23 protein-coding genes are annotated in these 25,476 nt (G+C 64.2%); 10 read left to right on the top strand and 13 right to left on the bottom strand.

Annotated elements, in window-relative coordinates; translation table 11 throughout:
- Window positions 1–82: 82 nt before the first annotated feature.
- Entirely contained in the window at window positions 83–1,021 is a 939-nt protein-coding gene (locus F455_RS20580; RefSeq protein WP_018973369.1) for a DMT family transporter, read from the bottom strand.
- Window positions 1,022–1,072: 51 nt separating this feature from the next.
- Here F455_RS20580 and F455_RS0111135 point away from each other — a divergent pair, with 51 nt between their 5' ends.
- Both F455_RS0111135 and F455_RS0111130 read left to right on the top strand, forming a co-directional pair.
- On the top strand, window positions 1,073–1,867 hold the full coding sequence (locus tag F455_RS0111135; protein ID WP_018973368.1) for a PDZ domain-containing protein: 795 nt from the start codon (window positions 1,073–1,075) through the stop codon (window positions 1,865–1,867).
- Between the two features lie 22 nt (window positions 1,868–1,889).
- On the top strand, window positions 1,890–2,837 hold the full coding sequence (locus tag F455_RS0111130; RefSeq protein ID WP_018973367.1) for a peptidylprolyl isomerase: 948 nt from the start codon (window positions 1,890–1,892) through the stop codon (window positions 2,835–2,837).
- Window positions 2,838–2,911: 74 nt separating this feature from the next.
- On the opposite strand, the gene F455_RS0111125 is transcribed toward F455_RS0111130, so the two are convergent.
- On the bottom strand, window positions 2,912–3,445 hold the full coding sequence (locus tag F455_RS0111125) for a 3-hydroxyanthranilate 3,4-dioxygenase (RefSeq protein ID WP_018973366.1): 534 nt from the start codon (window positions 3,443–3,445) through the stop codon (window positions 2,912–2,914).
- Window positions 3,446–3,587: 142 nt separating this feature from the next.
- Here F455_RS0111125 and F455_RS0111120 point away from each other — a divergent pair, with 142 nt between their 5' ends.
- Both F455_RS0111120 and F455_RS0111115 read left to right on the top strand, forming a co-directional pair.
- Window positions 3,588–4,139 (top strand): isochorismatase family protein, encoded by a 552-nt coding sequence (locus F455_RS0111120; protein WP_018973365.1) that lies wholly within the window; start codon window positions 3,588–3,590, stop codon window positions 4,137–4,139.
- 10 nt (window positions 4,140–4,149) lie between these two features.
- The gene (locus tag F455_RS0111115) at window positions 4,150–5,085 is read left to right on the top strand and encodes a GlxA family transcriptional regulator (protein WP_026293294.1); all 936 of its coding nucleotides are present in this window, start codon (window positions 4,150–4,152) and stop codon (window positions 5,083–5,085) included.
- A gap of 21 nt (window positions 5,086–5,106) precedes the next feature.
- Here the strand turns inward: F455_RS0111115 and F455_RS0111110 are convergent, their stop codons facing one another.
- Together F455_RS0111110 and F455_RS0111105 are read right to left on the bottom strand one after the other, a co-directional pair.
- Window positions 5,107–6,465, bottom strand: a complete 1,359-nt coding sequence (locus F455_RS0111110) for a HAMP domain-containing sensor histidine kinase (protein WP_157578733.1) — start codon at window positions 6,463–6,465, stop codon at window positions 5,107–5,109.
- Between the two features lie 21 nt (window positions 6,466–6,486).
- A complete protein-coding gene (locus F455_RS0111105; protein WP_018973362.1) occupies window positions 6,487–7,152 on the bottom strand; it encodes a response regulator in 666 nt (221 codons plus the stop codon).
- A gap of 444 nt (window positions 7,153–7,596) precedes the next feature.
- Between F455_RS0111105 and F455_RS0111095 the strand changes: the two genes are divergently transcribed.
- The 4 genes from F455_RS0111095 to F455_RS0111075 all read left to right on the top strand — a co-directional run bounded on the left by F455_RS0111095 (window position 7,597) and on the right by F455_RS0111075 (window position 11,912).
- Complete coding sequence (locus F455_RS0111095) at window positions 7,597–8,670, top strand: YncE family protein (protein WP_211212311.1); 1,074 nt, start codon at window positions 7,597–7,599, stop codon at window positions 8,668–8,670.
- Window positions 8,671–8,788: 118 nt separating this feature from the next.
- Window positions 8,789–10,132: a 2-hydroxycarboxylate transporter family protein gene (locus F455_RS0111085; RefSeq protein WP_018973358.1), complete on the top strand. Its 1,344-nt coding sequence runs from the start codon at window positions 8,789–8,791 to the stop codon at window positions 10,130–10,132.
- 42 nt (window positions 10,133–10,174) lie between these two features.
- Complete coding sequence (locus F455_RS0111080; protein WP_157578731.1) at window positions 10,175–10,993, top strand: class I SAM-dependent methyltransferase; 819 nt, start codon at window positions 10,175–10,177, stop codon at window positions 10,991–10,993.
- Window positions 10,994–11,138: 145 nt separating this feature from the next.
- Entirely contained in the window at window positions 11,139–11,912 is a 774-nt protein-coding gene (locus tag F455_RS0111075) for a hypothetical protein (RefSeq protein WP_018973356.1), read from the top strand.
- Window positions 11,913–11,951: 39 nt separating this feature from the next.
- Here F455_RS0111075 and F455_RS0111070 read toward each other — a convergent pair whose 3' ends face one another.
- Both F455_RS0111070 and F455_RS23560 read right to left on the bottom strand, forming a co-directional pair.
- A complete protein-coding gene (locus F455_RS0111070) occupies window positions 11,952–12,149 on the bottom strand; it encodes a hypothetical protein (RefSeq protein WP_018973355.1) in 198 nt (65 codons plus the stop codon).
- Window positions 12,119–12,289, bottom strand: coding sequence for a diguanylate cyclase domain-containing protein (locus tag F455_RS23560; RefSeq protein ID WP_281167392.1), 171 nt, complete (start codon window positions 12,287–12,289; stop codon window positions 12,119–12,121). The genes F455_RS0111070 and F455_RS23560 overlap by 31 nt, the downstream gene beginning before the upstream one ends.
- Here F455_RS23560 and F455_RS23555 point away from each other — a divergent pair.
- Window positions 12,278–12,403 (top strand): hypothetical protein, encoded by a 126-nt coding sequence (locus tag F455_RS23555; protein WP_281167394.1) that lies wholly within the window; start codon window positions 12,278–12,280, stop codon window positions 12,401–12,403. The genes F455_RS23560 and F455_RS23555 overlap by 12 nt on opposite strands.
- A gap of 76 nt (window positions 12,404–12,479) precedes the next feature.
- Here the strand turns inward: F455_RS23555 and F455_RS0111060 are convergent, their stop codons facing one another.
- The 5 genes from F455_RS0111060 to F455_RS0111040 are packed head-to-tail and all read right to left on the bottom strand — an operon-like array spanning window position 12,480 to window position 19,233.
- A complete protein-coding gene (locus tag F455_RS0111060) occupies window positions 12,480–13,490 on the bottom strand; it encodes a PstS family phosphate ABC transporter substrate-binding protein (RefSeq protein WP_018973353.1) in 1,011 nt (336 codons plus the stop codon).
- On the bottom strand, window positions 13,487–14,548 hold the full coding sequence (locus F455_RS20575; protein ID WP_018973352.1) for a PstS family phosphate ABC transporter substrate-binding protein: 1,062 nt from the start codon (window positions 14,546–14,548) through the stop codon (window positions 13,487–13,489). Before F455_RS20575 ends, F455_RS0111060 begins: the two co-directional genes overlap by 4 nt.
- 31 nt (window positions 14,549–14,579) lie before the next feature.
- On the bottom strand, window positions 14,580–15,671 hold the full coding sequence (locus F455_RS0111050) for a PstS family phosphate ABC transporter substrate-binding protein (protein WP_018973351.1): 1,092 nt from the start codon (window positions 15,669–15,671) through the stop codon (window positions 14,580–14,582).
- Window positions 15,672–15,712: 41 nt separating this feature from the next.
- Window positions 15,713–16,915 carry a PstS family phosphate ABC transporter substrate-binding protein gene (locus F455_RS0111045; RefSeq protein ID WP_018973350.1) on the bottom strand — a complete coding sequence of 401 codons (1,203 nt, stop codon included), beginning with the start codon at window positions 16,913–16,915 and terminating at the stop codon, window positions 15,713–15,715.
- Window positions 16,912–19,233, bottom strand: coding sequence for a TonB-dependent siderophore receptor (locus tag F455_RS0111040; protein ID WP_018973349.1), 2,322 nt, complete (start codon window positions 19,231–19,233; stop codon window positions 16,912–16,914). Before F455_RS0111040 ends, F455_RS0111045 begins: the two co-directional genes overlap by 4 nt.
- Window positions 19,234–19,521: 288 nt before the next feature.
- Between F455_RS0111040 and F455_RS0111035 the strand changes: the two genes are divergently transcribed.
- Window positions 19,522–20,928: a putative porin gene (locus tag F455_RS0111035; protein WP_157578729.1), complete on the top strand. Its 1,407-nt coding sequence runs from the start codon at window positions 19,522–19,524 to the stop codon at window positions 20,926–20,928.
- A gap of 261 nt (window positions 20,929–21,189) precedes the next feature.
- On the opposite strand, the gene F455_RS0111030 is transcribed toward F455_RS0111035, so the two are convergent.
- Together F455_RS0111030 and F455_RS0111025 are read right to left on the bottom strand one after the other, a co-directional pair.
- Window positions 21,190–24,270, bottom strand: coding sequence for an efflux RND transporter permease subunit (locus F455_RS0111030; RefSeq protein ID WP_018973347.1), 3,081 nt, complete (start codon window positions 24,268–24,270; stop codon window positions 21,190–21,192).
- Window positions 24,267–25,412, bottom strand: coding sequence for an efflux RND transporter periplasmic adaptor subunit (locus tag F455_RS0111025; RefSeq protein WP_018973346.1), 1,146 nt, complete (start codon window positions 25,410–25,412; stop codon window positions 24,267–24,269). The genes F455_RS0111030 and F455_RS0111025 overlap by 4 nt, the downstream gene beginning before the upstream one ends.
- Between the last annotated feature and the right edge of the window lie 64 nt (window positions 25,413–25,476).

Below are 25,476 nucleotides of genomic sequence, written 5' to 3'. Positions count from 1 at the left end.
CGTGGGGATGGACGCAGCTTAGAGACGCGCATAATCGCAAGCACTCCGGGTCTTGCTATTGAATTTGGTGGTGGAAACGCCCCTAGTCAACCGCCCCGGCGACATTGGTTTCGACCCGATGCGGCCGCCGCCGCTCGAGCACGGGATGGATGAGCACGGCGCCGATGATGATCGCAACACCAAGGTAGAACGAAACATCGAGATCGCGCTGTTCGCCGAACAATGGAATCGCGAGCAGAATCGCATAGACCGGCTCGAGGTTTACCGCCAGCTCGACCGCGAACGCGGACAGGTGCCGCAGTGCGACGAGCGACAAGGTGAACGGCACCAGCGTGCAGGCAATCGACAGCACGGCCAGGAAGAACGCGTCGTGTAGATTCGGCAAGTCGAAGACGCTGCCTTCGTGCGGAATGATCGAGGCGATCAGCCACAGAATGACTGCACCAGTGCCGAGTTCGATCGCAGTGACCGTGAACGGATCGGCATGATCGACCAGACGCTTGTTCAACGCGCCGAACAGCGCGCAGAAGAACGCCGAGACTACGCCGACAAGCACGCCCAGGCGCATCTCGTCAGGTATGCCGCCGACCACGAGCGCGACGCCGGGGACGACGCCGACGCCTATCCACAGTTCATGCCAGCGGAATTTCCGCCGCGTCACCCACGGTTCGATCACGGCGAGGAATATCGGCGCGATCGCGATGCAGGTCGCGGCGACCGAGGCGTTCGCGAGTTTCACCGAGGCGTAGAATCCGAGCCAGTGCAGCGCGACGAAGAAGCCGACTAGGGCATAGCCCAGCAGCAGGCGTGGCGAGATCGCGCATAACCCGCGCCACACCTTCGGCACGAACAGCAGCGCGAGCGCAACGATTAGCATGCGCCAGCGCACGAGCGCGAGCGCCGGCAGCGAGATCAGCTTGCCGAGGATAGCGGTGAAGCCCCACAGCAGCACGCAGAAGTGGATCTGGAATTGCGCAATGCGCAATGCGTGCTTCGAATCGGCGTGGACGGCGGGCGACATGGGAACTTAACGATCAAAGCGCTACTATCGCCGCGTATGCGGATTCTGTCCATGGTGAAATTTTGCGGCCTGATCGTTGCCGCGGCCTCGTTGCTGTCGCTAGGCGGTTGCGCAGTGCTGCGCAGGACACCCGAGAGGCAGGAGCCCGGCGTGCCGCCTTCGGCGGCTGTCGCCGAGCCGGGCCATTACATAGTCATGCCCGGCCACGGCGCCGAACTCGTTGCCGAATTGCGTGCGGCGCCGGCACCGCAGACGCCGGAGATCGTCGACGGCGTCGGCATTCGTGCCGACGAACGCAAGCTCGTCGCGAAGAGTTTCGTACGCATCGGCACGGGCTGTTATCCGGACGCCGACGCGGCGGCACGCGACTGGGCGCAGCGCATGGGCATTCGCGTGGCTGCGGATAAGACCCTCATTTATGTTCTGCCTGCGGACGACAAGGCGGGCGCGAAGCTCGCTGAGGAAATGACGGCGGCCTGCACTGACGAATCGGGGACTGCGCGCGCCGCGCTCGTCGCCACCTACTACGTGCGCTACAGGCTGCCTTTCGGTGCACAGTTCCGCAACCTGACCGCGGACGAGACGAAGAAACTCGGAGTCGGCGGCGGCGTCCAGATCGGTTCGGTGATCGGCGGCACGCCGGCGGCGGAGGCAAATCTGCGCACCGGGGACTTCGTGCTCAAGCTCAACGGCAAGGACGTACATGACCGCGCCGATTTCCAGAATCAATTGCGCGCGAACATGGGTAAGCGCGTGACGTTGACGATCAGCCGCGATGGCGTGCAGGTCGAGCGCATGGTGCGCCTCGGCATGCTTGCGACCGAGTCGCGCGACGCGAAGAAATAACTTTTCGAAGAAGGGGAGCGCAATGAAAACGAAATTCCGCCGGCTTGGCGTTGCCGCCGCCGTCGTATTGGCCTGTCTGAGCGCCGGCGCAGTGCTCGCCGCAGACGCTGCGGCGAAGAAGCCACCGACGATGGCCGATGTCATCAAGGAATCCAAACCCTCCGACTGGCATGCACTCGATCCGGCGAACACGTTGTATCTGGATCTCAAATCCGGCCGCGTCGTCATCGAACTGGCGCCCGAGTTCGCACCGAACCATGTCGCCAACATCAAGGCGCTGGTCAAGGAAGGATATTTCGACGGCCTCGCGATCCTGCGCGTGCAGGACAACTACGTCGCGCAATGGGGCGATCCCTACGCCGACGCGCGCAGCGGCGAGCCGAATCAGCCGCGCCAGATCAAGACCGCCAAGCGCAAGCTGAAAGCGGAGTTCTCGGTGCCGCTGAGCGACAAGCTGCCGTTCGTGCGTCTGCCGGATCCCGACGGCTGGGCGGCACAGACCGGGTTCAGCGGTGACTTCCCAAGCGCGCGCGATCCGAAGCTCAGCCAAGCCTGGCTGACGCATTGTTATGGCACGGTCGGCGTCGGCCGCGATCTCGATGCCGATTCGGGCGGCGGCACCGAACTCTATGCCGTGATCGGTCCGGCGCGCTGGCTCGAACGCAACATCACCGCGGTCGGACGCGTCGTGCAGGGCATGGAACTGCTTTCGAGCCTGCCGCGTGGCAGCGCGGCCATGGGCTTTTACGACAAGCCCGAGCAGCGCATGAAGATCGAGCGCGTGCGCGTGGCCGCCGATGTCCCGGCCGCCGAACGGACGAATCTCGAAATCTTGCGCACCGACACGCCGGCCTTCAGCACACTGATCGAATCGCGGCGCAACCGCATCGACGATTTCTACAAAGTGCCGCTGGGTCACATCGACGTGTGCAGCGTGCCGATTCCGGTGCGGCCCGCGAATGGGCCGTGAGGGTCAAGAGCAATTGACCCAGGTGGAAGGCAGAGAACGCGGGCGGGAAAAATTCCGTCCGCGTTGATCCGCGTTTAGAACTCGGTTTGCTGACGGTACTTCGCCGGAACGTCGGCGACGTGGCCGCAAGTCTTGCACGTGCGCGCATCGAGCGAGCGGTAGTAACGCTCGAACACGGGCGGAAAATCCCGCTCGATGCTGTGCAGGTGGAAATATTCCTCGTACAGCTTGTGGTTGCAGTTCGCGCAGAACCACAGCAGCCCGTCCTTTTCCTGCGGTAACCGCTTGCGCTCGATGACGAGGCCGACGCCGCCGGCCATGCGCTGCGGCGAATGCGGCACGCGCGGCGGCAGATAAAACATCTCGCCTGCGCGGATCGGGATATCGCGCGCATGACCGTCGTCCTGCACCTTCAACACCATCTCGCCTTCGATCTGGTAGAAAAACTCGGGGCCTTCGTCCCAGTGGTAGTCGCTGCGCGCGTTCGGGCCGCCGACGATCATCACGATGAAATCGCCGTCGACGATACATTTGTTGCCGACTGGCGGCTTGAGCTCGTCACGATGGGCGACGATCCATTTCTGCAGGTCGATGGGCGGAGTGAGCATGGCGTGGGTGATCGTTTGCGGTCGTAAATTAGGCGCAGAGGAAATTTGGCCTGGATTGTCCCATACTGGTCTCGAAACCGGCTCGAAAGCGGCGAGCGAAGAATCCAAGATGGCGGCACCTCGAAACCACCAGGAGTCTAGCATGAGCAAAATCGACACCGCCGTACTGAGCATCGACGTGCAGCAATCATTCCCGGCGCGCGACTATTGGCGCGACGAAGACGTGCCGGCGTTCCGCGCGAACATCGTCAAGCTGATCGAAGGCGCCGCGGCGAAGGGTTGGCCGGTCGTGCGCATTCTGCACGAAGACGGCGAAGGTCCGTTCTCGCGCGAAAGTGGTTTGGTGAAGCCGATGGAGTGGATGCCGAAAACGCACGCGGTCGAATTCGTCAAACACGTGCACAACGCGTTCACCGACACCGGACTCGATCATTGGCTGCGCACGCGTGGAATCCGTCGCGTCGTCGTGGCCGGAATCCGCACCGAGCAGTGCTGTGAAACGACGACGCGCGTCGCGTCCGATCTCGGTTACGAAGTCGATTTCGTCGGCGCGGCGACGCTGACTTTTCCGATGACCGACCCGCGCAGCGGCAAGATCTTCAGCGCTCAGGACATCCGCGAGCGTACCGAGCTCGTGCTGCGCGGCCGCTTCGCGCGCATCGCGAGCGTGGAGGATGCGCTTGCGCACGAGTGATGCATGCAGGGTGAAACCGATCGACGTCTGGTTCGTCCTGCCGCCCGATCTGGTCCTGCTCGATTTCGCCGGGCCCGCCGAGGCGTTCCGCATCGCCGCGCTGCGCGGCGGCGCGTTCCGCGTGCGCGTCGCCGCTGCCGAAGTCGCGGCGACTACGTCGCTCGGCGTGACGCTCGGCCGCGTCGAGACATTGCCCGCGGCGCTGCAAGCCGACGACTTGCTGATCGTCTGCGGTTCCACGAACGACGAGGCGGCGCTCGCCTCGAAGCCCGGGCGCGCGCTGGTGCGCTGGCTGCGTGATGTCGGCGGTACGCCGCGACGCTTCGCCTGCGTCTGCGCGGGTGCGCTGTTCGCCGCGCGTGCCGGCTTGCTCGATGGCCGGCGCTGCACCTCGCATCACCTCGAGATCGAAGCGCTGCGCCGCGAGGCGCCAAGCGCGCAGGTACTCGACAGCCGCGTCTTCGTCGAGGACCGCGGCTGCTACACGAGTGCCGGCATCACCGCCGGTATCGATCTCGCCCTGCACTTGATCGCCGAACTCGCCAGCCCGCAGCTTTCGGTCGAAGTCGCGCGGCACATGGTCGTCTATCTGCGCCGCGCGCCGGATGACGTCGCGTTGTCGCCGTGGCTGGACGGACGCAATCACATGGATGCCGGCATCCATCGCGCGCAGGATGCACTCACGCGAGCTGCGCACGAGAATTGGCCGTTGCCGCGCCTCGCCGCACGCGCGCACGTCAGCGTGCGCACGCTGACGCGGCATTTCCGTGACGCCACGGGCTTGTCGGTGCGCGACTACCACGCGCGTCTGCGCTATGCGTTGGCCAGACAGGCGCTTGCGACCGGAGTCAGCGTCGAGGCAGCGGCAACGATGGCGGGACTCGGCTCCGCGCGTCAGTTGCGCCGGCTGTGGCTGGAGCAGACCGGTGCGACGCCGCGCGGCTAGGTATTTCGTCCCGTGCAACTTTCAGGCGGGAATCTCGAAGATGACCCGCAAGCCGCCATCGGGCACGATGTTTTCCGCGCGGATGCGACCGCCGTGCAAATCGAGGATGCTGCGGCAGATGCTCAGGCCCAAGCCGCTGCCCTTGCCGTCGTCGTAGCCGGTGCCGGGCACGCGCACGAAGCGCTCGAAGATGCGCTCGAGCTCGGTCGGCGGCAGACCGCGACCGTGGTCTTCCACGGCGACGCGCCAACCATCGTCGTCGACTCGCGACTCCAGGCGGATCAGGCCCCGAGCCGGCGAGGCCTTGATCGCGTTGCTGAGCAGGTTGAGCAGCACCTGGCGGATCCATTTGGCATCGAAGCGAATCTCGTTCGCGCCGGTATGCGAGAACTCGAAACGCAATCCGCGGTGCTCGGCGAGCACGCTTGCATCGGGTATGAAGCTGCGCAGAAACGGCTCGGGGTCCTGTGTTGCGAGATCGAGCCGCGTCACCTTGGCGTCGACACGCGACAGGAACAGTAGCTGGTCGATGATGCCGTCGAGGTGGCCGATTTCCTCGAGCAGGATGTGCAGAGCCTCTTCTTGGCTCGGCAGGAGCTTGTCTTCGACGAGCAATTTCTCCGCGTGCAGGCGCACGAGCGATAGCGGCGTCTTCAGTTCGTGCGAGGCTTCGGCGGTGAAGCGACGGATTTGATTGAACGACACTTCGAGGCGATCGAACATTTCGTTGAGCAGGCGTGCGAGATCGGAAATCTCGTCGCGCACATCGGCCACGGGCATGCGTTCGCTCAGGTTGTCCGAACCGATCCGGCGCGCGGTTTCGGCGATCGATCGAACCGGCCCCAACGCCACCCGGCTCAGGCCATAGCCGACGGCGGTGCTCACGATCAGCATCGCAACGAGCAGCGCTACGCAGATTTCGATGTAGTCGCTCAGTGCGGCATTGACCTGGGTCGACGGCGTGGCGACGACGATGTCGATGCCATCGCGCACATACTCGTCCACGCGCACCGGTCCGACGCCGGGTATCTCCGCGTTGAAGCGATGTTCTCCCTTCACGTCGGGAATCGCCACGCCATTGAGATTGTGCGAATAGAACATGATGTCATTCGCGGGGTTGTGCACGTTGATGTAGAACAGTGCCGAGGCGAATTCCGTGGTTTCGCGGATTCGCTGGTCGATTTCTTCGAGACCGAGCTGAGCGAAGTCGGGGCCGAGATGGGCGCGGATCTGCTGTGCTTCGGAATGGTTGAGCAAGTCCAGGCCACGCATCATGCGCGTGTATAGCAGCTGATAGCCGACCACGAACAGGCAGGCGAGCGTGACCGTAGCGGCGATGGCGTACCAGCCGGCGAGCCGCATGCCAATGGAGTGGAACATGGTGGTTGGCCGGAGTCGCGGTCAGACCAGCTGATAACCGACGCCGCGCACCGTCTTGAACAACGGTTTGTCGAAGCCCGGCTCGAGCTTGGCGCGCAGACGGCTCATATAGACGTCGAGCAGGTTCGTGTCGATGTCGTAGTGCGAGGCCCAGATCTTCTCCGAGATCAGCGTACGCGTGAGCGTGCGGCCGGGGTTGTGCATGAAGATCTCGAGCAGAGCGAATTCGCGGCTGGTCAGCTCAACCGCATCGGCATTGATGCGAACGGTATGGCTGAGCAGGTCGAGTTGAATGCCGCGATGTTCGAGCATGGTCTGCTTGACCGCACCCTGACGACGGATCAGGGCGCGTACGCGCGCTAGCAGTTCCTCGAAGCTGAAAGGCTTCTGCAGATAATCGTCGGCGCCGTGGTCGAGGCCGGCGATGCGGTCGTCGACCGTGTCGCGCGCGCTGAGAATCAGCACGGGCTCTACGAAGCCGCTCTTGCGCCATTCACGCAGCAGGCTGAGGCCGTCGCCGTCGGGCAGGCCGAGATCGAGCACGATCACGTCGTAGTTGGTTTCGCACAGCGCGTCGCGCGCGTCCTTGCAGGTGCGGACCCAGTTCACCGTGTAGGCGCGTTCGGCCAGTCCCTGCTTGAGGAACTCGCCGAGACGTTGTTGATCTTCGACGATCAGGATTTTCATGTGCCCAGCGCATCGTGATGGTGCAGGTGCCCAATAAATCAGACTGCATTCACGATTGCGATCTGCGCTGCAACACCAGTCTGAATTCCCTTTAAGAATCGCTTCAGGGCGGCGAAAGGTTGCCCGGCTAAGGTCCAGCCCCAGAATACGCCGCGGGATGAGCTTTCGACGATCGAGAGCGGGACGGATCGGCGTACGACCACTAGACAAGCCGGCTCAAGCCGGCGCCGGGAGGAAAGATGTTCCGCACGCAGCATTGCTCGCCAAGCGCAACTCGGCGCCGGGTATGACATCCATGCAGCCCCACGCGCTGCGTGCCTTCACCGACAACAACGCTGTCGCGGTCCACATTCCGCTGACCGGCCGGCTGACCTGCGCCTCGGTCGAGACACGGTTCTGATCGAAATGTATTCAATCAACGAGCAAAATCAGGAGCACATGACGATGATTCTTCTTCCCGCCGCCCGCGTCCTCCGCCACCTGGGCCTCGCTGCGCTGTCGGCACCGCTCGCGCTGTTCGCCGCGGCTGCGCCAGCGCAGCCGTTCTACCATCTCGAATCGGCGACGGCGTTGCAAGGCAAGTCGCCGGACTGGGACTATGTGGCGCTCGACGCGACGCGTGCATACCTGTTCATCGGTCGACGCGGCGCCGGCGCGGCGGTGTTCGATCTGAACAAGAAGCAGATCATCAAGACGCTCGAGCAATCCGAGGGAGCCGGTGCGATCCGCATCGTGCCCGAGTTTGACCTCGGCTACACCGCGAATGAAGACGGCAGTTCGACGATGTTCAAGCTGTCGACGCTGAAGACGCTCAAGCGCGTGCCGTTCGGCAAGGACTCCGATTCGGTGTTCTACGATCCGAAATCCAAGCAGCTCGTATTCACGATGGGCGACAGCCATGCGCTCGCGTTCATGGACGCGAAAACCGGAGCCGTCACCGGCACGTTGCCGGTAGACAGCGGCAAGCTCGACGGCTCGGCTGCGGACGGGCAGGGCAATATGTTCGTCGCCCTGCGCGACAAGAACAAGATCATCAAGATCGACGTCGCGCAACGCAAGCTGCTCGCCGAGTACCCCACAGACGGCTGCGTGCAGCCGACCGGCCTCGACTACGATCCGGCGAGCAAGCGCATCTTCGTCGGCTGCCGCAGCGAAAAACCCGTGCTTGCGGTCCTCGACGCGGACAGCGGCAAGGTCGTGACCACGCTGCCGATCGGTCACGGCGTCGATGGCGTCGTCTTCGACGCGGCGGCACATCAGATCTACACCTCGAACGGCGTCGATGCCAACATCGTGATCTATTCGCAGCAAACGCCCGACAGCTACAAGCTCGTCGAGGCCGCGACGACACGCCCGTATGCGCGCACGATGGCGCTGGATCCGAAGACCAAGAAAGTGTACACGGTAACGGCGGAAGGCGTGGCCGATCCGTCGAAGAAGATCAACACAGCGGTGACTGCGTTCTATCCGAACACCTACTACGACAATACGTTCACTGTGCTGACCTATACCCGCTGATCATTCCTTGCCGGACATCACCACAAGCGTGGCTGCTTGCCTGCCCTCCATGGCAGTCTTTGAGGGAAACTGCCGCCGCGCCGTCTCATCGCCAAGTCTCAATAAAGAGTCTAAAGACATGTCCAACGTATCGCCGATCAACAAACCGCAGGCCGGCTCCGCGGAGCCGTTCTGGCCGAACACCTGGTGGAGGCTCATGGAACTTCGCATCGGCGTCGTTCCGGTGCCTGTCTTCGTCGTGCTTATTGCCCTGATCGCTGGATTCGTCTATCTCGGTGGCCTGCCGGCCGAGATCAACGTCAGCATCGCCATCCTCGCGGTCGGCGGTTTCGCCTGCGCCGAGATCGGCAAGCGCATACCGGTGATCAAGAACATCGGCGCTGCCGCGATCTTCGCCACGTTCATCCCGTCGGCACTCGTGTTCTACAAACTCATTCCCGACGTCGTGGTCAAGAACGTCACCGATTTCACCAAGTCGACGAACTTCCTCTACCTGTTCATTGCGGCGATCATTGTCGGCAGCATCATGAGCATGGACCGCGGCGTGCTGGTCAAGGGCTTCCTCAAGATCTTCGTGCCGCTCGCGGCCGGATCGGTCGTCGCTGCGATGGTCGGCACGCTGGTCGGCACGCTGCTCGGCCTCGGTGCGCAGCACACGTTCTTTTTCATCGTTGTGCCGATCATGGCCGGCGGCGTCGGCGAGGGCGCGATCCCGCTGTCTATGGGGTACGCCGACATCCTGCAGCAGAAGCAGGGCGATCTGTTCGCCGAAGTGCTGCCGATCGTCATGCTCGGTAGTCTGACCGCGATCCTGGCCTCGGGCGCGCTCAACGCGCTTGGCAAGAAGTACCCGCATCTCACCGGCGAAGGTCGCCTGCAACCGGGCGAACACGACGAGATGGAGGCCAGCGAAGAGGAAGTCGGCCAGCATGTCGACGTGACCCACATCGCCGCCGCCGCGCTGACCGCGATCTCGCTCTATATGATCGGCCTCATGGCCTACAAGCTGTTCGGTTTTCCGGCGCCGGTAACGATGCTGTTCGTGGCGGTCGCGGCCAAGCTCGCACACATGATTTCGCCGCCGTTGCGCCAGGGCGCGTATGCGGTCTACAAGTTTTTCTCGGTCGGCGTGACCTATCCGCTGCTGTTTGCGGTCGGCGTTGCAATGACGCCGTGGGACAAGCTCATGGCGGCCTTCCACATCGCCAATCTGATCACCATCGTCGCCACGGTGCTCTCGCTGATGGCCACCGGCTACTACGTCGGGCGCTGGATCAAGATGTATCCGATCGAAACCGCGATCGTGAATGCCTGCCACAGCGGTCAGGGCGGCACCGGCGACATCGCCATCCTCACCGCCTCAAACCGCATGGTGCTGATGCCGTTCGCGCAAATCGCCACGCGCATCGGCGGCGCGATCACGGTGACGCTGGCGCTGATCGCACTCAAGCAGTTCGGTTGAACGCGATGCCGGCACGCACGACACGGCGTGGAGGCGCAGGGCATGAGTGAATCACCTGCGCCCGGTGCGCCTTCGCTCCCGGCGCTGTTCTCCGAACGCGGCGGCGTGGGCGGCGCCTTTTCGAGCAAGGCAGCGGACTACGCCGCCGCGCGGCCGCGCTACCCGGTTGCGCTGTTCGAGCGCCTGCGTGCGAACCGCGCGCTGTATCCGGCGGCGCAGATCGCCGACATCGCCGCGGGCACGGGCCTGTTCACCGGGCAACTGCTCTATCGCGGCTACAACGTCACCGCGATCGAGCCGAACGCGGCGATGCGCGCCGTTGCCGATGCGACACTGGCCAAGTACCGAAAATATCGCAGCATTGCGGCCACTGCCGAAGCAACCACACTCGCCGACGCCTCGGTCGACCTGATCACCGCTGCGCAGGCCTTCCACTGGTTCGACGCCGAGGCCGTGCGCCGCGAATGGCTGCGCGTGCTCAAACCGGATGGCCGCGTCGTGCTCGTCTGGAACACACGGCCAGCCACCGATCCGCTGCAGAAGGCACTCGACGACCTGCTGGTCGAGTTCGGCGGCGCCAAGCAGGCCGCGCTGGATCGTCGCCAGGACCTGTCGTACGTGCCGCCGTTCTTCTCCGCGGATTCGTTCGCGCGCTTCGAATTCGCCAACATGCAACAGCTCGACCGCGACGGCCTGATCAGTTTGGCGCTGTCGCGCTCGGCGATGCCCGATCGCGACACGCCGCAGGGCGAACGCGCCGTGCACAAGCTGTCGCAGCTGTACGCCCGCCATGCGCGCGACGGCCAAGTCAGTGTGTCGTATCGCACGCTGGCATTCGTCGGTCGACCAAAATCTGAGTGATGCAGTCCGCTTCGACGCGCCCCTGGCTGAAAAATTTTTCAGGCGGAACGTCAGTCCGATGTCAGCCGCATTCCGTCAAAGTGAACCCACTGCCGCGGCGGACCGCGGCGCAGATTCGGAAGCTTCATCGATGCGAAATCAAGCCATGACCTCGTTTGCTCATGCCCGTCTGCCGCGGCTCCTCGTGGCGCTCGTCTTGTTGCTCGTGTCTGCATGGGCTGCGGCTCAGGGCGGCCCGCCGCTCGTCACCGACGATCCCGGCACGCCGGGCGACGGTAAATGGGAGATCAACCTCGCATCGCTCGGCGGCAAGGCCTCGCATGGTTGGGACATCGATGCGCTCGATGCCGACATCAACTACGGTGTCGGTGATCATATCCAGCTCAAGCTCGACGTGCCCTGGACCTACGCGCATGAAGACGGTGGTCCGTGGAATTCCGGCCTCGGCAGCGTGAATGTCGGCGTTAAGTGGCGTTTTGTTGACCGCGATGAGAACAGCGAAGGCGGTTTCGCCGTCTCGACCTATCCGCAGTTTCTTTCGGCGTGGTCCGAGTCTTCAAAGCGCAAGGGCATCGCGACGGCGAACAAGCAATTCTACCTGCCGATCGAATTCGCCACCGCCGCCGGTGGCTTCGAATTCGCCGGCGAGGCGGGGCGCAACTTCGTGCAGAACGAGGATGACGAATGGGAGGCCGGCGTCGTTGCTTCGCATGAATGCGGATCGGAGAAGCTCGACTGCCTGGTCGAGGTGCACCAGACCTGGGTGCCGCATAATTCGCAGACGCTGCTGAATTTCGGTATTCACTACAAGATCAGCGACAGCCTTATCTTCCTCGCCGCGGCGGGACGCGAATTTGGCAACAAGACTGACGACCAGCAGAAGTTCATCTATTACGCGGGTTTCCAGCTGTTGCGCTGAGAGCAACTCCAGCGGCGGCAGCCGCCGCCGCGTTGGATGTCATTGCGTCGGCGGCATCGATTGCGCGCGCAAGCGTTTGTCGACGTACATCGCGGCATCGGCTCGCGCGAGCAATTCGTCGGCTTCCATGCCGGGCTCGGCGAAGACGATGCCGATACTGGGGCCGGCATAATCGATCGTGACCCCGTCGAGGCGGAAGTGGCCTGTCATGGCGGCCTGAAGGCGCGTGCGCAGCATGGCGGCAAGATCCTGACGCCAGATCGCAGAGGGCTCGACAGCGCAACGAATTCATCGCCGCCGATGCGGGCGACGAAATCTTCATCGCGCAACACGCCGCGCATGCGTTCGCCGATTGCGGCGAGGAAGTGGTCGCCGATGTCGTGGCCGTATCGATCGTTGATCGCCTTGAACCGATCGAGGTCGATGAAAGCGGTGAGCAATACACGTTCGTCGCCGTCCAAGCTGTCAGCGTCTATGCGGTCGCAGGTTGAAGCCGAGGGCCTTGTCGTCCAATTCGGCGATGGCCATGCAAGGGTCCGAGCGTCCTCGGGTGCATTCCGCTGGTAGTCAATGCAATTTGGCGCGTTCGCGCGCGGCTTCCTCGGCGGAAAGAGGCTGGTAGCGCTGCGACGTGCCGGCGACGATCTTCTGGCCCTCGCGCGAGAGCACAAGCGTTAGAAACTCGCGTGCGAATGCGGTTAGTGGGGGTCGTGCGTAGATAAGCAGATAGCGATCGAGCGGGTAGAGTCCGGCGCGGATGGCGGCCTCGTCAGGCGCCACCGGCGCCGCTGCTGAAATTGCAGCGAGCGCGAGCGCGCGCACCCCAGCAGTGGCACGCATCGCTGCAGCGAAGCCGATGCCGAGCGGGTCGGCGCCAACATGGGCAATTACTTCAGTCGATTGATGAAACTGTGCGCGAGGCTGTGCTGGTGGCGTCTTGCCGAGCACGCGCCCGTAGAACGACAACGCCAGCGGCGTGTCGGGTTCGAGCGCGTAGAGATGGATCGGGCGATCGGCCCAGATACCCTGCACGCCAAGGTCGCGCCAATGCGTGGCCTTGCCCGCGTAAGCTCGCGCGAGTTGCGCGAGCGTGAGCGAGCGCAGCGGGTTGTCGGCATGCACAAAAACGCCCAGTGGACCGCTCAGCGCATGCGGATCGAGCGAGGCGTGGGCGATGCGGAATTCGATCGGATCCTGTCCGTGGGTGGCGCGGCGATATTCGGCGAGCTGTTGCTGCGTGAATTCGGCGCCCATCGGCGCCAGCGCGCTAATGTTGGCCGCAAGCGCGGGCGGCGCGGCGCGCGTGCCGGTCAGTTCAAGCCGGAACATGCTGCCTGGGTGCGCGGCGGCGTAGCGTGCGACGAAGCCGTCGAACATCTCGCGCATGTCGTTGTAGCCGATGATGCGGATCGCCCCGTCCGGCGCCAGCCACGCTTCGTCACGGATCGCCTCGACCATAGCGGGTTCATACCGCGGCAGCGCGGGATCGACGTCGGCGCAGCGCGCGCCCGCACTCATGACGAGCGCAGCTGCCAGCGCGAGGCTGCGGCGCCGGAGTCGGATCGCGCGCGTCGTCATTCGCCGATGTCGACGAGCGTACGGCGCGACGCTTGCGCCTGCTCCGCAGTCAACGGGAAGAAGCGCAGGCGGTCGTTGGCGACGACAAGTTGCCCCTGTCGGCTCAAGGCGAAAAGCAGGAATTCACGCAGCGCAGGCGGCAGCGCCTGGCCTGGCGCGCGGTTGAAACCGAGATAGATCTGACGCGACAACGGATAGTCGCGGTGCGCGACCTCCGCGGGTGTGCCGGCGTAGTACGGCGCGTGTTCCGTTTCGGCGATTGCCAGGGTCTTCGTGCCCGGGGCGGAGTAGGCGAAGCCGCTGTAGCCGATTCCGTGCGGGTCGTCGGCGACGCGGTGCACGATCGCGTCGAGCGCGGTTTCGCCGGGGCGATCGACCTGTTCCTCGATGCCGTCGCGAAACTCTCCACCGCGCAGCACGCGTTGCTGGAAGAAGTTGACGATGCCGGGCGGATTGCCGCTGTCGCGCCGATGCAGCATGCCGTAGGCATGGATAGTGCGCGGCTCCCAGTCATTGCCGACGCCGAGCTGGCCCCAGGTCGCGATTGCCTTGCCGCCGCGACGATGGTCTCTTGAATAGATCGCGTCGAGCTCGTCGAGGCTGATGTGCGTGATCGGATTGGTCGCGTTGACGAAAATCGCGAGCGCATGCGTGCCGCCCTTGGTCGCGTAGCTGCCGCCGGCGACGTTGATCAGTGTGGGCGCGTAGCCGAAGCGGCGCGTGAATGCGTCGATCTCCGCGGGAAACGGCTCGCGCACGAAGGTGACGACGTCTGCGCGTCCATCGAGCAACGCTTCGAAACCATCGGCGGAAAGTTTCGTGGCGGCGTTGTCGATCTCGATGTGCGGTTGCAAGCCGCTCACGGCGCGCGCCCACGCGGCGACGAGATCGTGCATCGTGTCGGCGCCGCTGAAGCGCAGCCGGCCTGTCACCTTCACTTGCGGCAGATAGGCGGGCAGGGCGGACGCGGTCGAGCCTGCGTTTAAGTACGGCGCGACGAGCGCGCTCGCGCAGGCAAACAGAAAGGCGCGGCGCGGGACACGGACTGTGTCTTGCATTGCTGTATGTCCCGCGCCGCGTGAGGCAAGCTTAGTCGAGCTTGGCGAGCTCTTCTTTGACTACGGCAGGCTGCAGCGGGATGTACACGCCTTCCTTCGCGACCACATCCTGGCCTTGCTTGCTGAGCACCATCTTGAGGAACTCCTTGACCTTCGGCTCCAGCGGCGTACCCGGCTTGCGGTTGACGTAGATGTAGACGTAGCGGCTCAGCGGATACTTGTGCGAGTAGACGTTCTCCAGCGTCGGCGCGAGATAGGGGCCGCCGTCCTTGTCCGACAATGGCACGACCTTGACGTTCGGCGTCACGTTGGCGAGCAGGGCATAGGTGATGCCGCCCGGATTCTTCGCCATGTCCTCGGCGGCGACGTTGAAGGCGTGGGTGAAGCCCTTGCCTTTGACGAACTGGATGTCGTCCTTGTATTCGCCCATGTCCATCACGTTGATCTTGAAGAACCACTCGATGCCGTTCGGCGCCTTGAGGCCGTATTTGTGCACCGGGCGCGTGGCCCACTCGCCGCCAAGGCCGAGGTCGCCCCAGGTCTTCACGTCGGCATGGCCGCGCTTGCGCGTGGTCGAATAGATCGCATCGAGCTGAGCCAGCGAAAGACCCTTGATCGGGTTGTCCTTGTCGACCATGACGATCGAGGTGGCGGTCTTGCCGAGCGAGCCGACGCTGCCGGTGGCGACTTTGACGCGGAACGGCTCATAGCCGAACTTCTCGACGAAGGCCTTCTCCTCGGCCGGCAACATTTCGCGGCCGACCGGCGCGATCACCGAGTTGGGGGCCTTCGCGCCGGCGATCAGGCCCGGGGCGCCGGCGCCCGAGGCGCGCAGGTCGAGCACCACGGACAGGTGCGGATAGGCCTCGCGGAAGATCTTCGCCCAGCCCAGGCAGATCTCGTCCATCACGTCGGCGCCGACCAGGGCGATTTCTTCCTCGGGCTCGCTCTTCACCTCCGCTGGCTTCCACGCGGGGATAGCCGGATCGACCTTGAGATGATGCTCGACCGCGGCGTACTTGAGCGCAAACGCTGACGGCGCGAAAGTGGTGGCAAGCGCGGCGGCACAGGCAGCGGCAAGAGTGAGTGCCTTGGCGCGGCGCGAGGCGATTTTCGTTTTCATGGGATCTCGGCTAGTAAAAAGTGGCGGGGATTTCGGAGGCGTTACGGTTCCAGCAGCGCGCGCGCTTTCTCGACCTGGTTGGCACGCAGCGGCAGATAGAGGGCTTGCTCGCGCACGATCTGCTGGCCTTCGCGGCTGAGCACGAAACGCAGGAATTCGGTCAGCGCGGGATCGAGCGTCTTGCCCGGCGCCTTGTTGACGTTGAAGAAGATCAGGCGCGACAGCGGGTAGGTGGCGCGTGCGACGTTCTCGTAGCTCGGCGCAACGAACGGACCGGACTCGTTCTCGCCGAGCGCGAGCATCTTCACCGGCGCGTCGACGTAGGCGATGCCGGTGTAGCCGATCGCGTAACGATCCTCGACCGCATGCTTGGCCATCGGGAACACGAGCTTGTCGTAATGGACGTTGTCGCTCCATTCGCCGCGTTTGCCGTCGACACTGAGCACGCGCTGGCGCACGAATTCCTCGAAGCCATTCCACGGTTTGATGCCGTAAGCGTGGATCGGCTTGTCGGCCCAGTCGCCGGTCAGGCCGAGCTGGCCCCAGGTCGTGATCGGCTTGGCGCCGCGATGGTGCGTGCTCGAGAAGATCGCATCGAGCTGGGCGTAGCTGATCCGGTCGAGCGGATTGTCGCGGCTGACGAAGAAGCCGACCGCGTCGAGGAAGCCGAAGTGGCGGTAGCTGCCGCCACTGATCGGCACGCTGGTCGGCGCGTAGCCGAACTTCGCCTTGAAATCGGTGATGTCGTCGGGCTTGAGTTCGCGCGAAACGAAGACGAAGTCGATGTTCTGCTTGACCAGTTCCTTCGCGCCGAGGCTGCCCGCGTAGGGCGGCGCGACGCTGAGGTTTACTTTCGGATAGATTTTCTTGAATGCGGCGAACCAGGCATTGGCGAGGCCGGGCAGTACGTCGGAGGCGGCGCCCTTGAACGTGCCCGCGAGCTTTATGTCACGGCGCGGCTTGTACGCGGGCAGCGCCGCATCGAGCGTCGGCTGCAGCAGTTCGAGTTCGGGCAGCGCGCGGCCGTTCTTCTTGCCGGCCTCGGCCTCCTCCTCGGTCTGTGGCTTGGTCGTGGCGCGCGGCTGATCGACCCATTCGACGAATTGCGTCGGCGTCGTTGCCACCGTCGCCACAGCGGCGGGAGCGTCGGCGGCCGAGGCCATGCCGATGCCGCAGGCAATCAGCGCCGCGGCGAGGCTGCAGCGGACGAGGCGGCTCGAAAGCGGACAAGAGAAGTTGCTCACAGGAAGGGCACCTTCACCGAGAGCTGAACGTAGCGTGGTGACCCCGGCACGACGCCGAGTTCGTTCGTGGTCGAATTGACGCCTTCGTAATAGGTCTTGTCGAACAGGTTGCCGAATTTCAGCGTGACCGGGAACTTGTCCATCGCCAGGTAGTAGAAGGCCAGATCGGTGACGACGTGGCCCGGCAGGACCAGCACGCGCTGGTCGGCGGGAGTCGGCTGACTGCCGCGGATTTCGGAGGCGTAGGTGACGCCGAGGCCGACGCCGAAGTTCTTCAGCGGACCTTCGGCGAAATCGTAGCGTGACCAGATGTGCGCACTGTTGAGCGGCGCATTGGTCAGGCGCGTATCGGCGATTGGCGTGGTCGAGTTGCCGTTCGACTTGGCCACCTTGGCGTTGGCATGAGCTAGACCGAACAGGACATGCCAGTTCTCCAGCGGCTGCGCGTCGATCTCCCATTCGTAACCTTTCGAGCGCTCGCCGCCGACCTGCACCGAACAGGTACCAGGCACGCCGGCGTTGCACGCGGCCACGGCAAGGGTATTGGTCTTCTGGATGTCGAACAGGGCGACGGTCGAGGTGACGCGGCCGTCGAACAGGCTGGCCTTGACGCCGGCTTCGTTCTGATGGGACGTGGTCGGCTGGAACGGGTTGCTGCCGTCAGCGGCCTGCGCGGTCGGCGAGGGCGCGATGAACGATGTCGAATAACTGTAGTAGTAGGTCCAGTTGTCGTTCGGCTGGTACAGGATGCCGGCGGTCGGCAGCACATCGTCCGAGGATTTGGCGCTGCTCGTGAACGGTGGATAGACGTGTTCGGTCTGATACGTATGATCCTTGGTGTAGCGCAGGCCGACGCTTGCTTTCCAATGTTCCGACAGCGTCATCACGTCGGAGACGTAGGCGCCGGCATTGCTCTCGGTCGTCACGCGGTCGTTGAGTGGGCCGGGCGGGAACGACGACAGCGGCGGCGACACCCCGAAGATCGGATCGTAGACACTGATGTTGATCGACTTCGGCCCCGGGATCGAGGTCGGGCCCGACGTGGGCCCGTTGAAGAACTGCAGGCGCAGGAAGTCGGTGCGGTTGGTGCCGCCGCCGAGACCGACGAGGACCTTGTGCTCGATCGCTCCGGTCTTGAACGCCTGCGTGTAATTTGTATCGAAATAGTCGTAGGCGCGGTGATTGCTCTGACCGCGCGCGCGACGTTGCACGGTGACGAGGTTGTTCAGCACGGAGTTTTGGTCATATCCCACAGCCGTATCCCAGCCGCGCACGTGGCGCACGGAGAAGTTGAATACCCCGCCGTTCTCGAAATCATGTTCGAGCGCGGCCGTCGCCGAACGTCCGCCTTCCTGCTGCAGGTCGCCGGGCTCCTGGTATTTCGTCGTGATCGGCGCGATCAGATTGACATTCTTGTTCGGCGCGACCAGGTAGTTGTCGTAGGCGTTGTTGCGCCGGCGGTATTCGCCCGCGAGACGCAGCGTGGTGCTCTCGTTGAGGTGCCAGAGGACGCTCGGCGCAAAGTAGCGCGCATGCTCCCAGTCGTCGCGGAAGGTGTTGTTGTCGGAGAGTTCGGCGACGACGCGATAGAGCAGGTTGTGATCCTTGTCGATCGGCCCGGTGACGTCGAGGTCGCCGACGTAGCTCATGTGATCGCCGAGTCCGATGCCGTAGCCGTCGTAGGTCTTGGTCGTGAGGTCCAGGCTGCCCTGGGTCTTTTCGTCCGGCTTCTTGGTGACGATGTTGACGAAGCCGCCCGGCTGCGCTTCACCGTAAAGCACTGAGGCCGGGCCCTTGACCACTTCGATGCTCTCGGCCATCACGGTTGGCGGCGAGCCGAAGCGGCCGGCGAGGCCGGGCAGGCCGTCGACGAGGATCGCGCCCTGGTCGGCCTGTGTGGTCTTGAAGCCACGGATCGAGATGTCGTAACCGGTGACGCCGCCGCGCGAGATGCCGGTCATGTATTGATAGAGGTCGGTGAGGTTGGTCGTCTGGATCGCCTTCATGAACGCCTGCGAGTAGTCGGCGGTCGAGTACGGCGTGTCGCGCACGTCGAGATCCTGCTTCATCGCGCTGTGCGCGCCTTTGGAAATGAACTTGCTCGAGACCTGCACGGCTTCCAGCTCACGTGCCTCTTTATCGTCCGGCTTCGCGTTGTTGTCCTTCTTTTCGTTCTGATCTGCCGCCGCGGTATCGCCGGTGGCGGCGACGCTGGTCGATGCGGAATCCACGTTCGCTTCGTTGGCGAACACGGCCTGGGACAAGAACAGCGATAAGCCGGCCGCGATGGCCGACGCCAAACTCGTTCTGACGAACATTTACCCTCCCAATGTAGGTCCGAGAACGGGACCTTGTCGTTTTGCTTTTGTCTGCGCGTTCTGCGTCGGATCGTAGCGTCCGTTCGCGAAGAAATGTAGGCGCGCAAACTGACACCAGCCTGAAGCGTTTCTGAAAAAACGTTAAGGAAGCAAATCGACCTGCATCGCGTTGCGTCAGGGCAGTGTCAGCGCTGCGTTGGCATTTTTGTCCCGCAGGATTCGGCGTCAGCGTTGCACGGCCGTTTCTTCGCTTGCCGCTCGCAATTCAACACGAAGGGAGAGAATGCAATGTACAGATTCGCTACGTCGCAACGGGCACGAGGTGCGGGCTTCCGGCGCACAAGCCATGTTGCGCCACAGTCGCTCGCTGCGGGCCTGGCGTCGGTTCTCGCGCTCGTCGCCAGCACGAACGTTCTCGCGCAGGCACCGCAGCAGCTCGACGCTGCCGAAGTGCGCAGACAGATCGAAACGCTGCGCGCGGAGCAGGCGCGCATCGCCGAATTGCAGATGCGAACGGAGACCAGCATTCGCACCCTCGAGGCATCCCTCGGCATTGCCAGTCCGCCTGCGAACGGCCCCGGTCCCGACCCGGTACAGGAGGCGAATCCGATCGCACGTTCGGCAAACGCGGCGCCGGTGCCGGGCACCGTTGCGGCGTCGCAGAGCGCACTTGCCTCGCGGCTCAATGTCGCCGGCGATATGCGCGTGCGCGCTCAGGCCGATCGTTCCAACAGCCATGCCCCGGACCGCTACAGCGCGCAGGTGCGCGGTCGCCTCGGTGCGACCTACGCGGTCTCCGATCTCGTCAGCGTCGGCGGCCGCCTCGTCACCGGCGATTTCAACGATCCGAACAGCACCGACGTGCAGCTTTCGGGTTTCGACAACAAGTTCGCGGTGAGTCTCGATCTCGCCTATGCCAAGCTCGATTTCGGCAACGTCCAGTTCTATGGTGGCAAGCTGCCGCAACCGTTCGTGCGCACGGAGCTGGTCTGGGATGGCGACGTGACGCCGCAGGGCATCAGTGCAAACTACAAGCTGCCGCTGGCCGGCGGCGGCGCGATCAAGGCCAACGGCCTCTACTTCGTCATCGACGAACAAGCCGGCGGTCCCGACAGCACGATGGCCGGCGGCCAGCTCGTCTACGAATCGCCGCTGCTCGGCGACTGGAAGTTCGACACGGCTGCAGGTTATTACCACTACTCGCTCGGCAGCATCGCGGGTGCCGATGCAGGCGACTATCGCACCAACCTGCGCAAGCCGGACGGCACCTACCTGTCGCAGTTCCAGCTTGGCGACCTGATCGTCGGCGCGACCTACAACGGTTTTGGCGAGCGTTGGCCGCTGCGTTTCGTCGGCGACTACGTGCACAACTTCGGTGCCGCCACCTCTGCGGATACCGGCTATGGTGTCGACCTGTTGCTCGGCCGCGCAAGCAAGGCCGGCGACTGGCGCGTCGGCTATGGCTATGCGGTCACCCAGACCGACGCGGTGTTCGCCGCGTTCTCGCAAGACAACACGAGCATCGCGACCAACTATCGTCAGCACCTGCTCAGCGCCGACTACGTGATTGCTCCGGGCACGTCGATCAATGCGACCTGGGCGCACTACAAGCCGTACAGTGCACTCGACGCGGGATCGATCGATCCGAGCGACTGGCTGGACCGCTTCCGCCTCGCGTTGCTGGTCACGTTCTGAGTGGGGCTGGTTCGTCATTCCCGCACGGGCGGGAATCCAGCTCTTTCCTTTGATCTCGTGTCTATAGAGCAAGGGCTTCCACTCATTCTGCGGACGAGTGGGTGACTTTCCCTTGCTCGCCCAAGAGAAAGTAACCCGAAAGTCACCCGCGCGCTGGACGCGCGCGGAAAATCGAACGGACGCGGTCAGGGCGGAATCAAGAGCAAAGGCGCTGAATCCCCACTTGCGCGGGAATGGCCACCGAGAGCAGAGAAGCGCCGATCAACGAACAACTGCGGCCGCTGGCACCACCACCTCAGCGCGCCGTTGCGATGAGATCGCGTCGAACCACAGATACAGTACCGGCGTGATGAATAACGTGATGAATTGCGAGAACAGCAAGCCGCCGACGATCACGACGCCAAGCGGCTGGCGCAACTCCGCGCCGGCACCAAGACCGAGCGCGATCGGCAATGCGCCGGCGAGAGCGCACAGCGTGGTCATCGTGATCGGGCGAAAGCGCAGCAGGCAGGCCTGGCGGATTGCCTGCTCTGGAGGTAGTCCCTGCGTGCGCTGCGCGTCGAGGGCGAAGTCGATCATCATGATCGCGTTCTTCTTGACCACGCCGATCAGCAACAACATGCCGATCATCGCGATGAAGCTCAGTTCCATGCCGAGCAGGCGCAGCGCGAGCAGGCCGCCGACCGCGGCCGAGGGCAGGCCGAGCAGGATCGTCAGTGGATGGATCCAGCTCTCGTAGAGCACGCCGAGCACGAGATAGATCGTCGCGATGGCGATCGCGATCAGCCAGAGCTGGCTCGTGCGCGACTTCTCGAACAAGCCGGCCTGGCCGCCGAAGCTGCCAAAAATGGTCTGCGGCAGGCCGATCGCGGTGCGCGCGGCGGCGATCGCATCGGCCGCATCCGACAGTGATTTGCCGCGCGCGAGTTCGAACGAATACGTGATCGCGGGCAACTGCGCCTTGTGTCCGACCATCGTCGTGCCGTTGCCGCGCTTGACCCGGGCGAAGGCATCGAGCGGGATCAACGTGCCGTTGCTGCCGCGCACGCGAAGGCGGGAAAGGTCGGTTTCGTCGCTGCGGCTTTCGTCGGCCAGTTCCATGATGACCTGGTAGCTCGCCTGCGGCGCGTAGATCGTCGATACCTGGCGCGTGCCGAACGCGGCGTGCAGCGTCGTGCGCAAGCTGGCCATGTCGACGCCAAGCTGCGCGGCCTTGTCGCGGTCGATATCGAGTTTCGCTTCGAGGCCGTTGGTTTCGTAGTCGGTATCGATCTGCGCGAACACCGGCGACTTGGACAGCTCGGCAAGCAGCTTCTTCGACCACTGGTCGAGCTCTTCGTTGCCCACCGACTGCAGGATGTACTGGAACGCGCTGTCCGACGTGCTTGCACCGACTTTCAGGTTCTGCACCGGACTGTAGTTCACGCTTATGCCGGGCAGGCGCGCGGTCTGTGCGCGCAGATGTTCGAGCACCTGGGGCATCGGCGGACGCTGGCCGCGCGGTTTCAGATCGATGTTCATCGCGGTCGTGTCGTGGTCGACCTTGGAAGCGACGGTGGCGATCGCCGGGTCTGCGAGCAGTCCCGCCTGCACCTTGCGCAGTACGTCGAGGCGGCCTTCGTAAGACATGTCTTCCGCGGTGCGGACCTTGACCGCGATCTGCCCGGTGTCCTCCTGCGGAAACAGACCTTTGGGTGCGGCAACATAGAGCACAGCCGTCAGCACGATCGTCGCCGCGCCGACGATCAAGACGATGGCGCGATGGCCGAGCGCGTGTTCGAGCGTGCGCCGATAAAGTTCGAGCAGGCGCGCGAAGCCGGCCTCGAAGGCGCGATTCCAGCCGCGCGCGTCCTCGTGCACCGGCACTTCCTTGATCAACCTCGGCACGAGCACCGGAATCAGGGTCAGCGACACCGCGGCGGAAACGAGGATGGCGAGCGAGACGACGATGGCGAACTCGCGGAACAACGCGCCGCTCAGCTCCCGGGTGAGGAACAACGGGATGAACACGGCGACCAGCGAGATCGAGATCGACAGCACCGTGAAGCCGACTTCGCGCGAGCCACGCAGCGCGGCTTCGCGCGGCGACATGCCCTGCTCGATGTAGCGCATGATGTTCTCCAATACGACGATCGCGTCGTCGACGACGAGGCCGACGGCCACGGTCAGACCCATGAGCGAGATGTTGTCGAGACTCAGTCCGGCCCAGTACATCAGGCCGAACGTGGCGAACAGCGACAGCGGCAGACTGATCGACGGAATCAGCGCGGCACTGGCGCGGCGCAGGAACAGCAGGATTACCAGGATGACGAGGGCGATCGTCAGCAGCAGCGTCGTGTTGACGTCGTGGATCGCGTCGCGGATCGACTGCGAGCGGTCGCCGAGCAGTCGGATGCGCACCGAGTCGGGTAGCTGCGCTCGCAGGCGCGGCAGCAGTGCCCGGATCGCGTCGATGGTCTTCACCGTGTTCGCGCCGGGCTGGCGCTGAATTTGGAGCAACACGGAATTGTGGCCGTTGATCTCCCTCGTGTTTTGCGAGTTCTCGATGCTGTCGTAGACGCGGCCCAGGTCGGACAGGCGGATCGTCTGACCGTTGCGCACGGCGACGGCGACGTCGGCGAAGTCGGCCGCCTTCATCAGGCCCTTCGGCATCTGCACGGTAAGCATCTGGCGCGGATTGTCGAGCTGGCCGAGCGGCGTGATCGAGTTCGCCGTCTTCAGCGCATTGTTGACGTCGATCAAGGTGAGGTCGAGCGCGGCCAGGCGCTCGGGGTCGAGTTCGGCGCGCACCGCGAAACGCTTCCCGCCGCCGACGACGATCTGGGCGACGCCGTCGATCGTCGACAGGGTCGGGGCGACGAGCACGTCGACGTAGGCGGCAAGCTCGGTCAGCGGCATCGTCGGCGAATCCAGGCCGATCAGGATGATCGGTGCATCGCCCGGATTGATCTTGCTGTAACTCGGCGGCGTCGGCATTTCGGCGGGCAGCGAACGGCCGACGCGGAACAGCGCCGCCTGCACGTCGACTGCGGCCGCATCGATGTCGCGGCCGAGTTCGAATTCGAGTTGGATATTGGTCTGGCCCTGGATGCTCTGCGACATCGTGCCGACGAGGCCGGGGATCGAGGAGAATTCCTTTTCGAGTGGGGTGGCGACCGAGATCGCCATGTTCTCCGGGCTGCCGCCGGGCAGCTTGGCCGAGACTTCGATCACCGGCGACTCGACCTGGGGCAGGGCCGAAATCGGCAGGTTGGTCCAGCAGATCAGGCCCGCCACGAGCACGGCGAGCCATAGCATGGTCGTCGCAGTGGGACGTTGCAGCGCCAGCGCGGCGAGGTTCACCGGGCCGCTCCGTTGGCGGCTGTGCTGGCAGCGGCGGCGTTATCGATCGCCACGGTCATGCCGCTGCGCAGACTGCGTGCGCCTTCGACGACGACGGTCTCGCCGCTGCGCAGGCCGTCGACGACGGCGTTGTGGTCCTGGATACGCAGCAGGGTGACGGGCCGCGAGACGACTTGCTTGTCGCTGTCGACCTGGAAGATGAAATTGCCGTCAGGCCCCTCGAGCACGGCCTGTGGCGGCAGCACGACCGCGTTCTTCGTCGTGCCGGCGCTGAGCGTGACGCGCACGTAAGCGCCGGGCCAGAGATGGCGATCGGCATTGGCAAAGCTCGCCTTGAGGCTGATCGTGCCGTTGCCGGTGTTGACGCGGTTGTCGATGAAGCTCAGCTCGCCGCTGCGCGTCGTCCCGTCGAGGTCGATGCCGACCTGGGTGTCGCCGGCAGCCTGCGCATCGCGCACCGCGGCGAGATCGCGCTCGGGCAGGGTGAATTCGACCGCGATCGGGTCGAACTGGACGATGCTCACGAGCGGCGCCGCATCGCCGACCTGGGCGAGGCTGCCCGGATGCACGACGACCGCGCCGGTCTTGCCCGCGATCGGCGCGAAAATGCGAGTGTAGCCGACGCGCACGCGCGAGCTGTCGACGTCGGCCTGCGCGGCCTTGAACTGCGCCTGCAGCGACTCGGCCTTGCTGCGCGCGGTGTCGACAACTGCCGCGGACATGAAGCCGGACTTGACCAGTTGCAGCGTACGGTTGAGATCGCGTGTCGCATCGTCGAGCTGGGCGTGGATCTGATTTGCCTGCGCCTCGGCGCGGCGCAGCTGGGCGACGACGTCGCTGGCGTCGAGTTCGAACAGGAGTTGCCCCGGCTTCACCTCGTCGCCTTCGCGGAAGTTCACGCTACGGATCACGCCGGTTACCTGTGGCCGGATGTCCACCTGGTTGAGCGGTACGATGTGGCCTTGCGCGGCGAAGCGCACCGGCAGGTCGAGTGTGCGCGAGGTGGTCACGCCGACCAGCGGCGGCGGCTTGGCTGCAGACTTCGGCTTTGCCGTCGCCGCCCACGTCCTCCAGCCGAGGCCGCCCGCGATGACCGTGCCGAGCAGGGCGAGGCCGAGAATCAAGCGGAGCGGTTTGTTCATGGCGACTGGTAGTGTTGGTGGATGGAACGGACGCAATGCCATCGCAGTGGCACTAGCGCGCGAC

The organism is Rudaea cellulosilytica DSM 22992, assembly GCF_000378125.1.
Taxonomy (GTDB): domain Bacteria; phylum Pseudomonadota; class Gammaproteobacteria; order Xanthomonadales; family Rhodanobacteraceae; genus Rudaea; species Rudaea cellulosilytica.
Note: the sequence above shows the minus strand (reverse complement) of the source record. Positions and strands in the feature narration are given on the sequence as shown.

Excerpts from the sequence above, each read along its gene's own strand:
- F455_RS20580 (WP_018973369.1), bottom strand. The coding sequence starts at position 1,021 with ATGTCGCCCGCCGTCCACGCCGATTCGAAGCACGCATTGCGCATTGCG.
- F455_RS0111135 (WP_018973368.1), top strand. The coding sequence starts at position 1,073 with ATGGTGAAATTTTGCGGCCTGATCGTTGCCGCGGCCTCGTTGCTGTCG.
- F455_RS0111130 (WP_018973367.1), top strand. The coding sequence starts at position 1,890 with ATGAAAACGAAATTCCGCCGGCTTGGCGTTGCCGCCGCCGTCGTATTG.
- F455_RS0111125 (WP_018973366.1), bottom strand. The coding sequence starts at position 3,445 with ATGCTCACTCCGCCCATCGACCTGCAGAAATGGATCGTCGCCCATCGT.
- F455_RS0111120 (WP_018973365.1), top strand. The coding sequence starts at position 3,588 with ATGAGCAAAATCGACACCGCCGTACTGAGCATCGACGTGCAGCAATCA.
- F455_RS0111110 (WP_157578733.1), bottom strand. The coding sequence starts at position 6,465 with ATGTTCCACTCCATTGGCATGCGGCTCGCCGGCTGGTACGCCATCGCC.
- F455_RS0111105 (WP_018973362.1), bottom strand. The coding sequence starts at position 7,152 with ATGAAAATCCTGATCGTCGAAGATCAACAACGTCTCGGCGAGTTCCTC.
- F455_RS0111095 (WP_211212311.1), top strand. The coding sequence starts at position 7,597 with ATGATTCTTCTTCCCGCCGCCCGCGTCCTCCGCCACCTGGGCCTCGCT.
- F455_RS0111085 (WP_018973358.1), top strand. The coding sequence starts at position 8,789 with ATGTCCAACGTATCGCCGATCAACAAACCGCAGGCCGGCTCCGCGGAG.
- F455_RS0111080 (WP_157578731.1), top strand. The coding sequence starts at position 10,175 with ATGAGTGAATCACCTGCGCCCGGTGCGCCTTCGCTCCCGGCGCTGTTC.
- F455_RS0111075 (WP_018973356.1), top strand. The coding sequence starts at position 11,139 with ATGACCTCGTTTGCTCATGCCCGTCTGCCGCGGCTCCTCGTGGCGCTC.
- F455_RS0111070 (WP_018973355.1), bottom strand. The coding sequence starts at position 12,149 with ATGCTGCGCACGCGCCTTCAGGCCGCCATGACAGGCCACTTCCGCCTC.
- F455_RS0111060 (WP_018973353.1), bottom strand. The coding sequence starts at position 13,490 with ATGACGACGCGCGCGATCCGACTCCGGCGCCGCAGCCTCGCGCTGGCA.
- F455_RS20575 (WP_018973352.1), bottom strand. The coding sequence starts at position 14,548 with ATGCAAGACACAGTCCGTGTCCCGCGCCGCGCCTTTCTGTTTGCCTGC.
- F455_RS0111050 (WP_018973351.1), bottom strand. The coding sequence starts at position 15,671 with ATGAAAACGAAAATCGCCTCGCGCCGCGCCAAGGCACTCACTCTTGCC.
- F455_RS0111040 (WP_018973349.1), bottom strand. The coding sequence starts at position 19,233 with ATGTTCGTCAGAACGAGTTTGGCGTCGGCCATCGCGGCCGGCTTATCG.
- F455_RS0111035 (WP_157578729.1), top strand. The coding sequence starts at position 19,522 with ATGTACAGATTCGCTACGTCGCAACGGGCACGAGGTGCGGGCTTCCGG.
- F455_RS0111025 (WP_018973346.1), bottom strand. The coding sequence starts at position 25,412 with ATGAACAAACCGCTCCGCTTGATTCTCGGCCTCGCCCTGCTCGGCACG.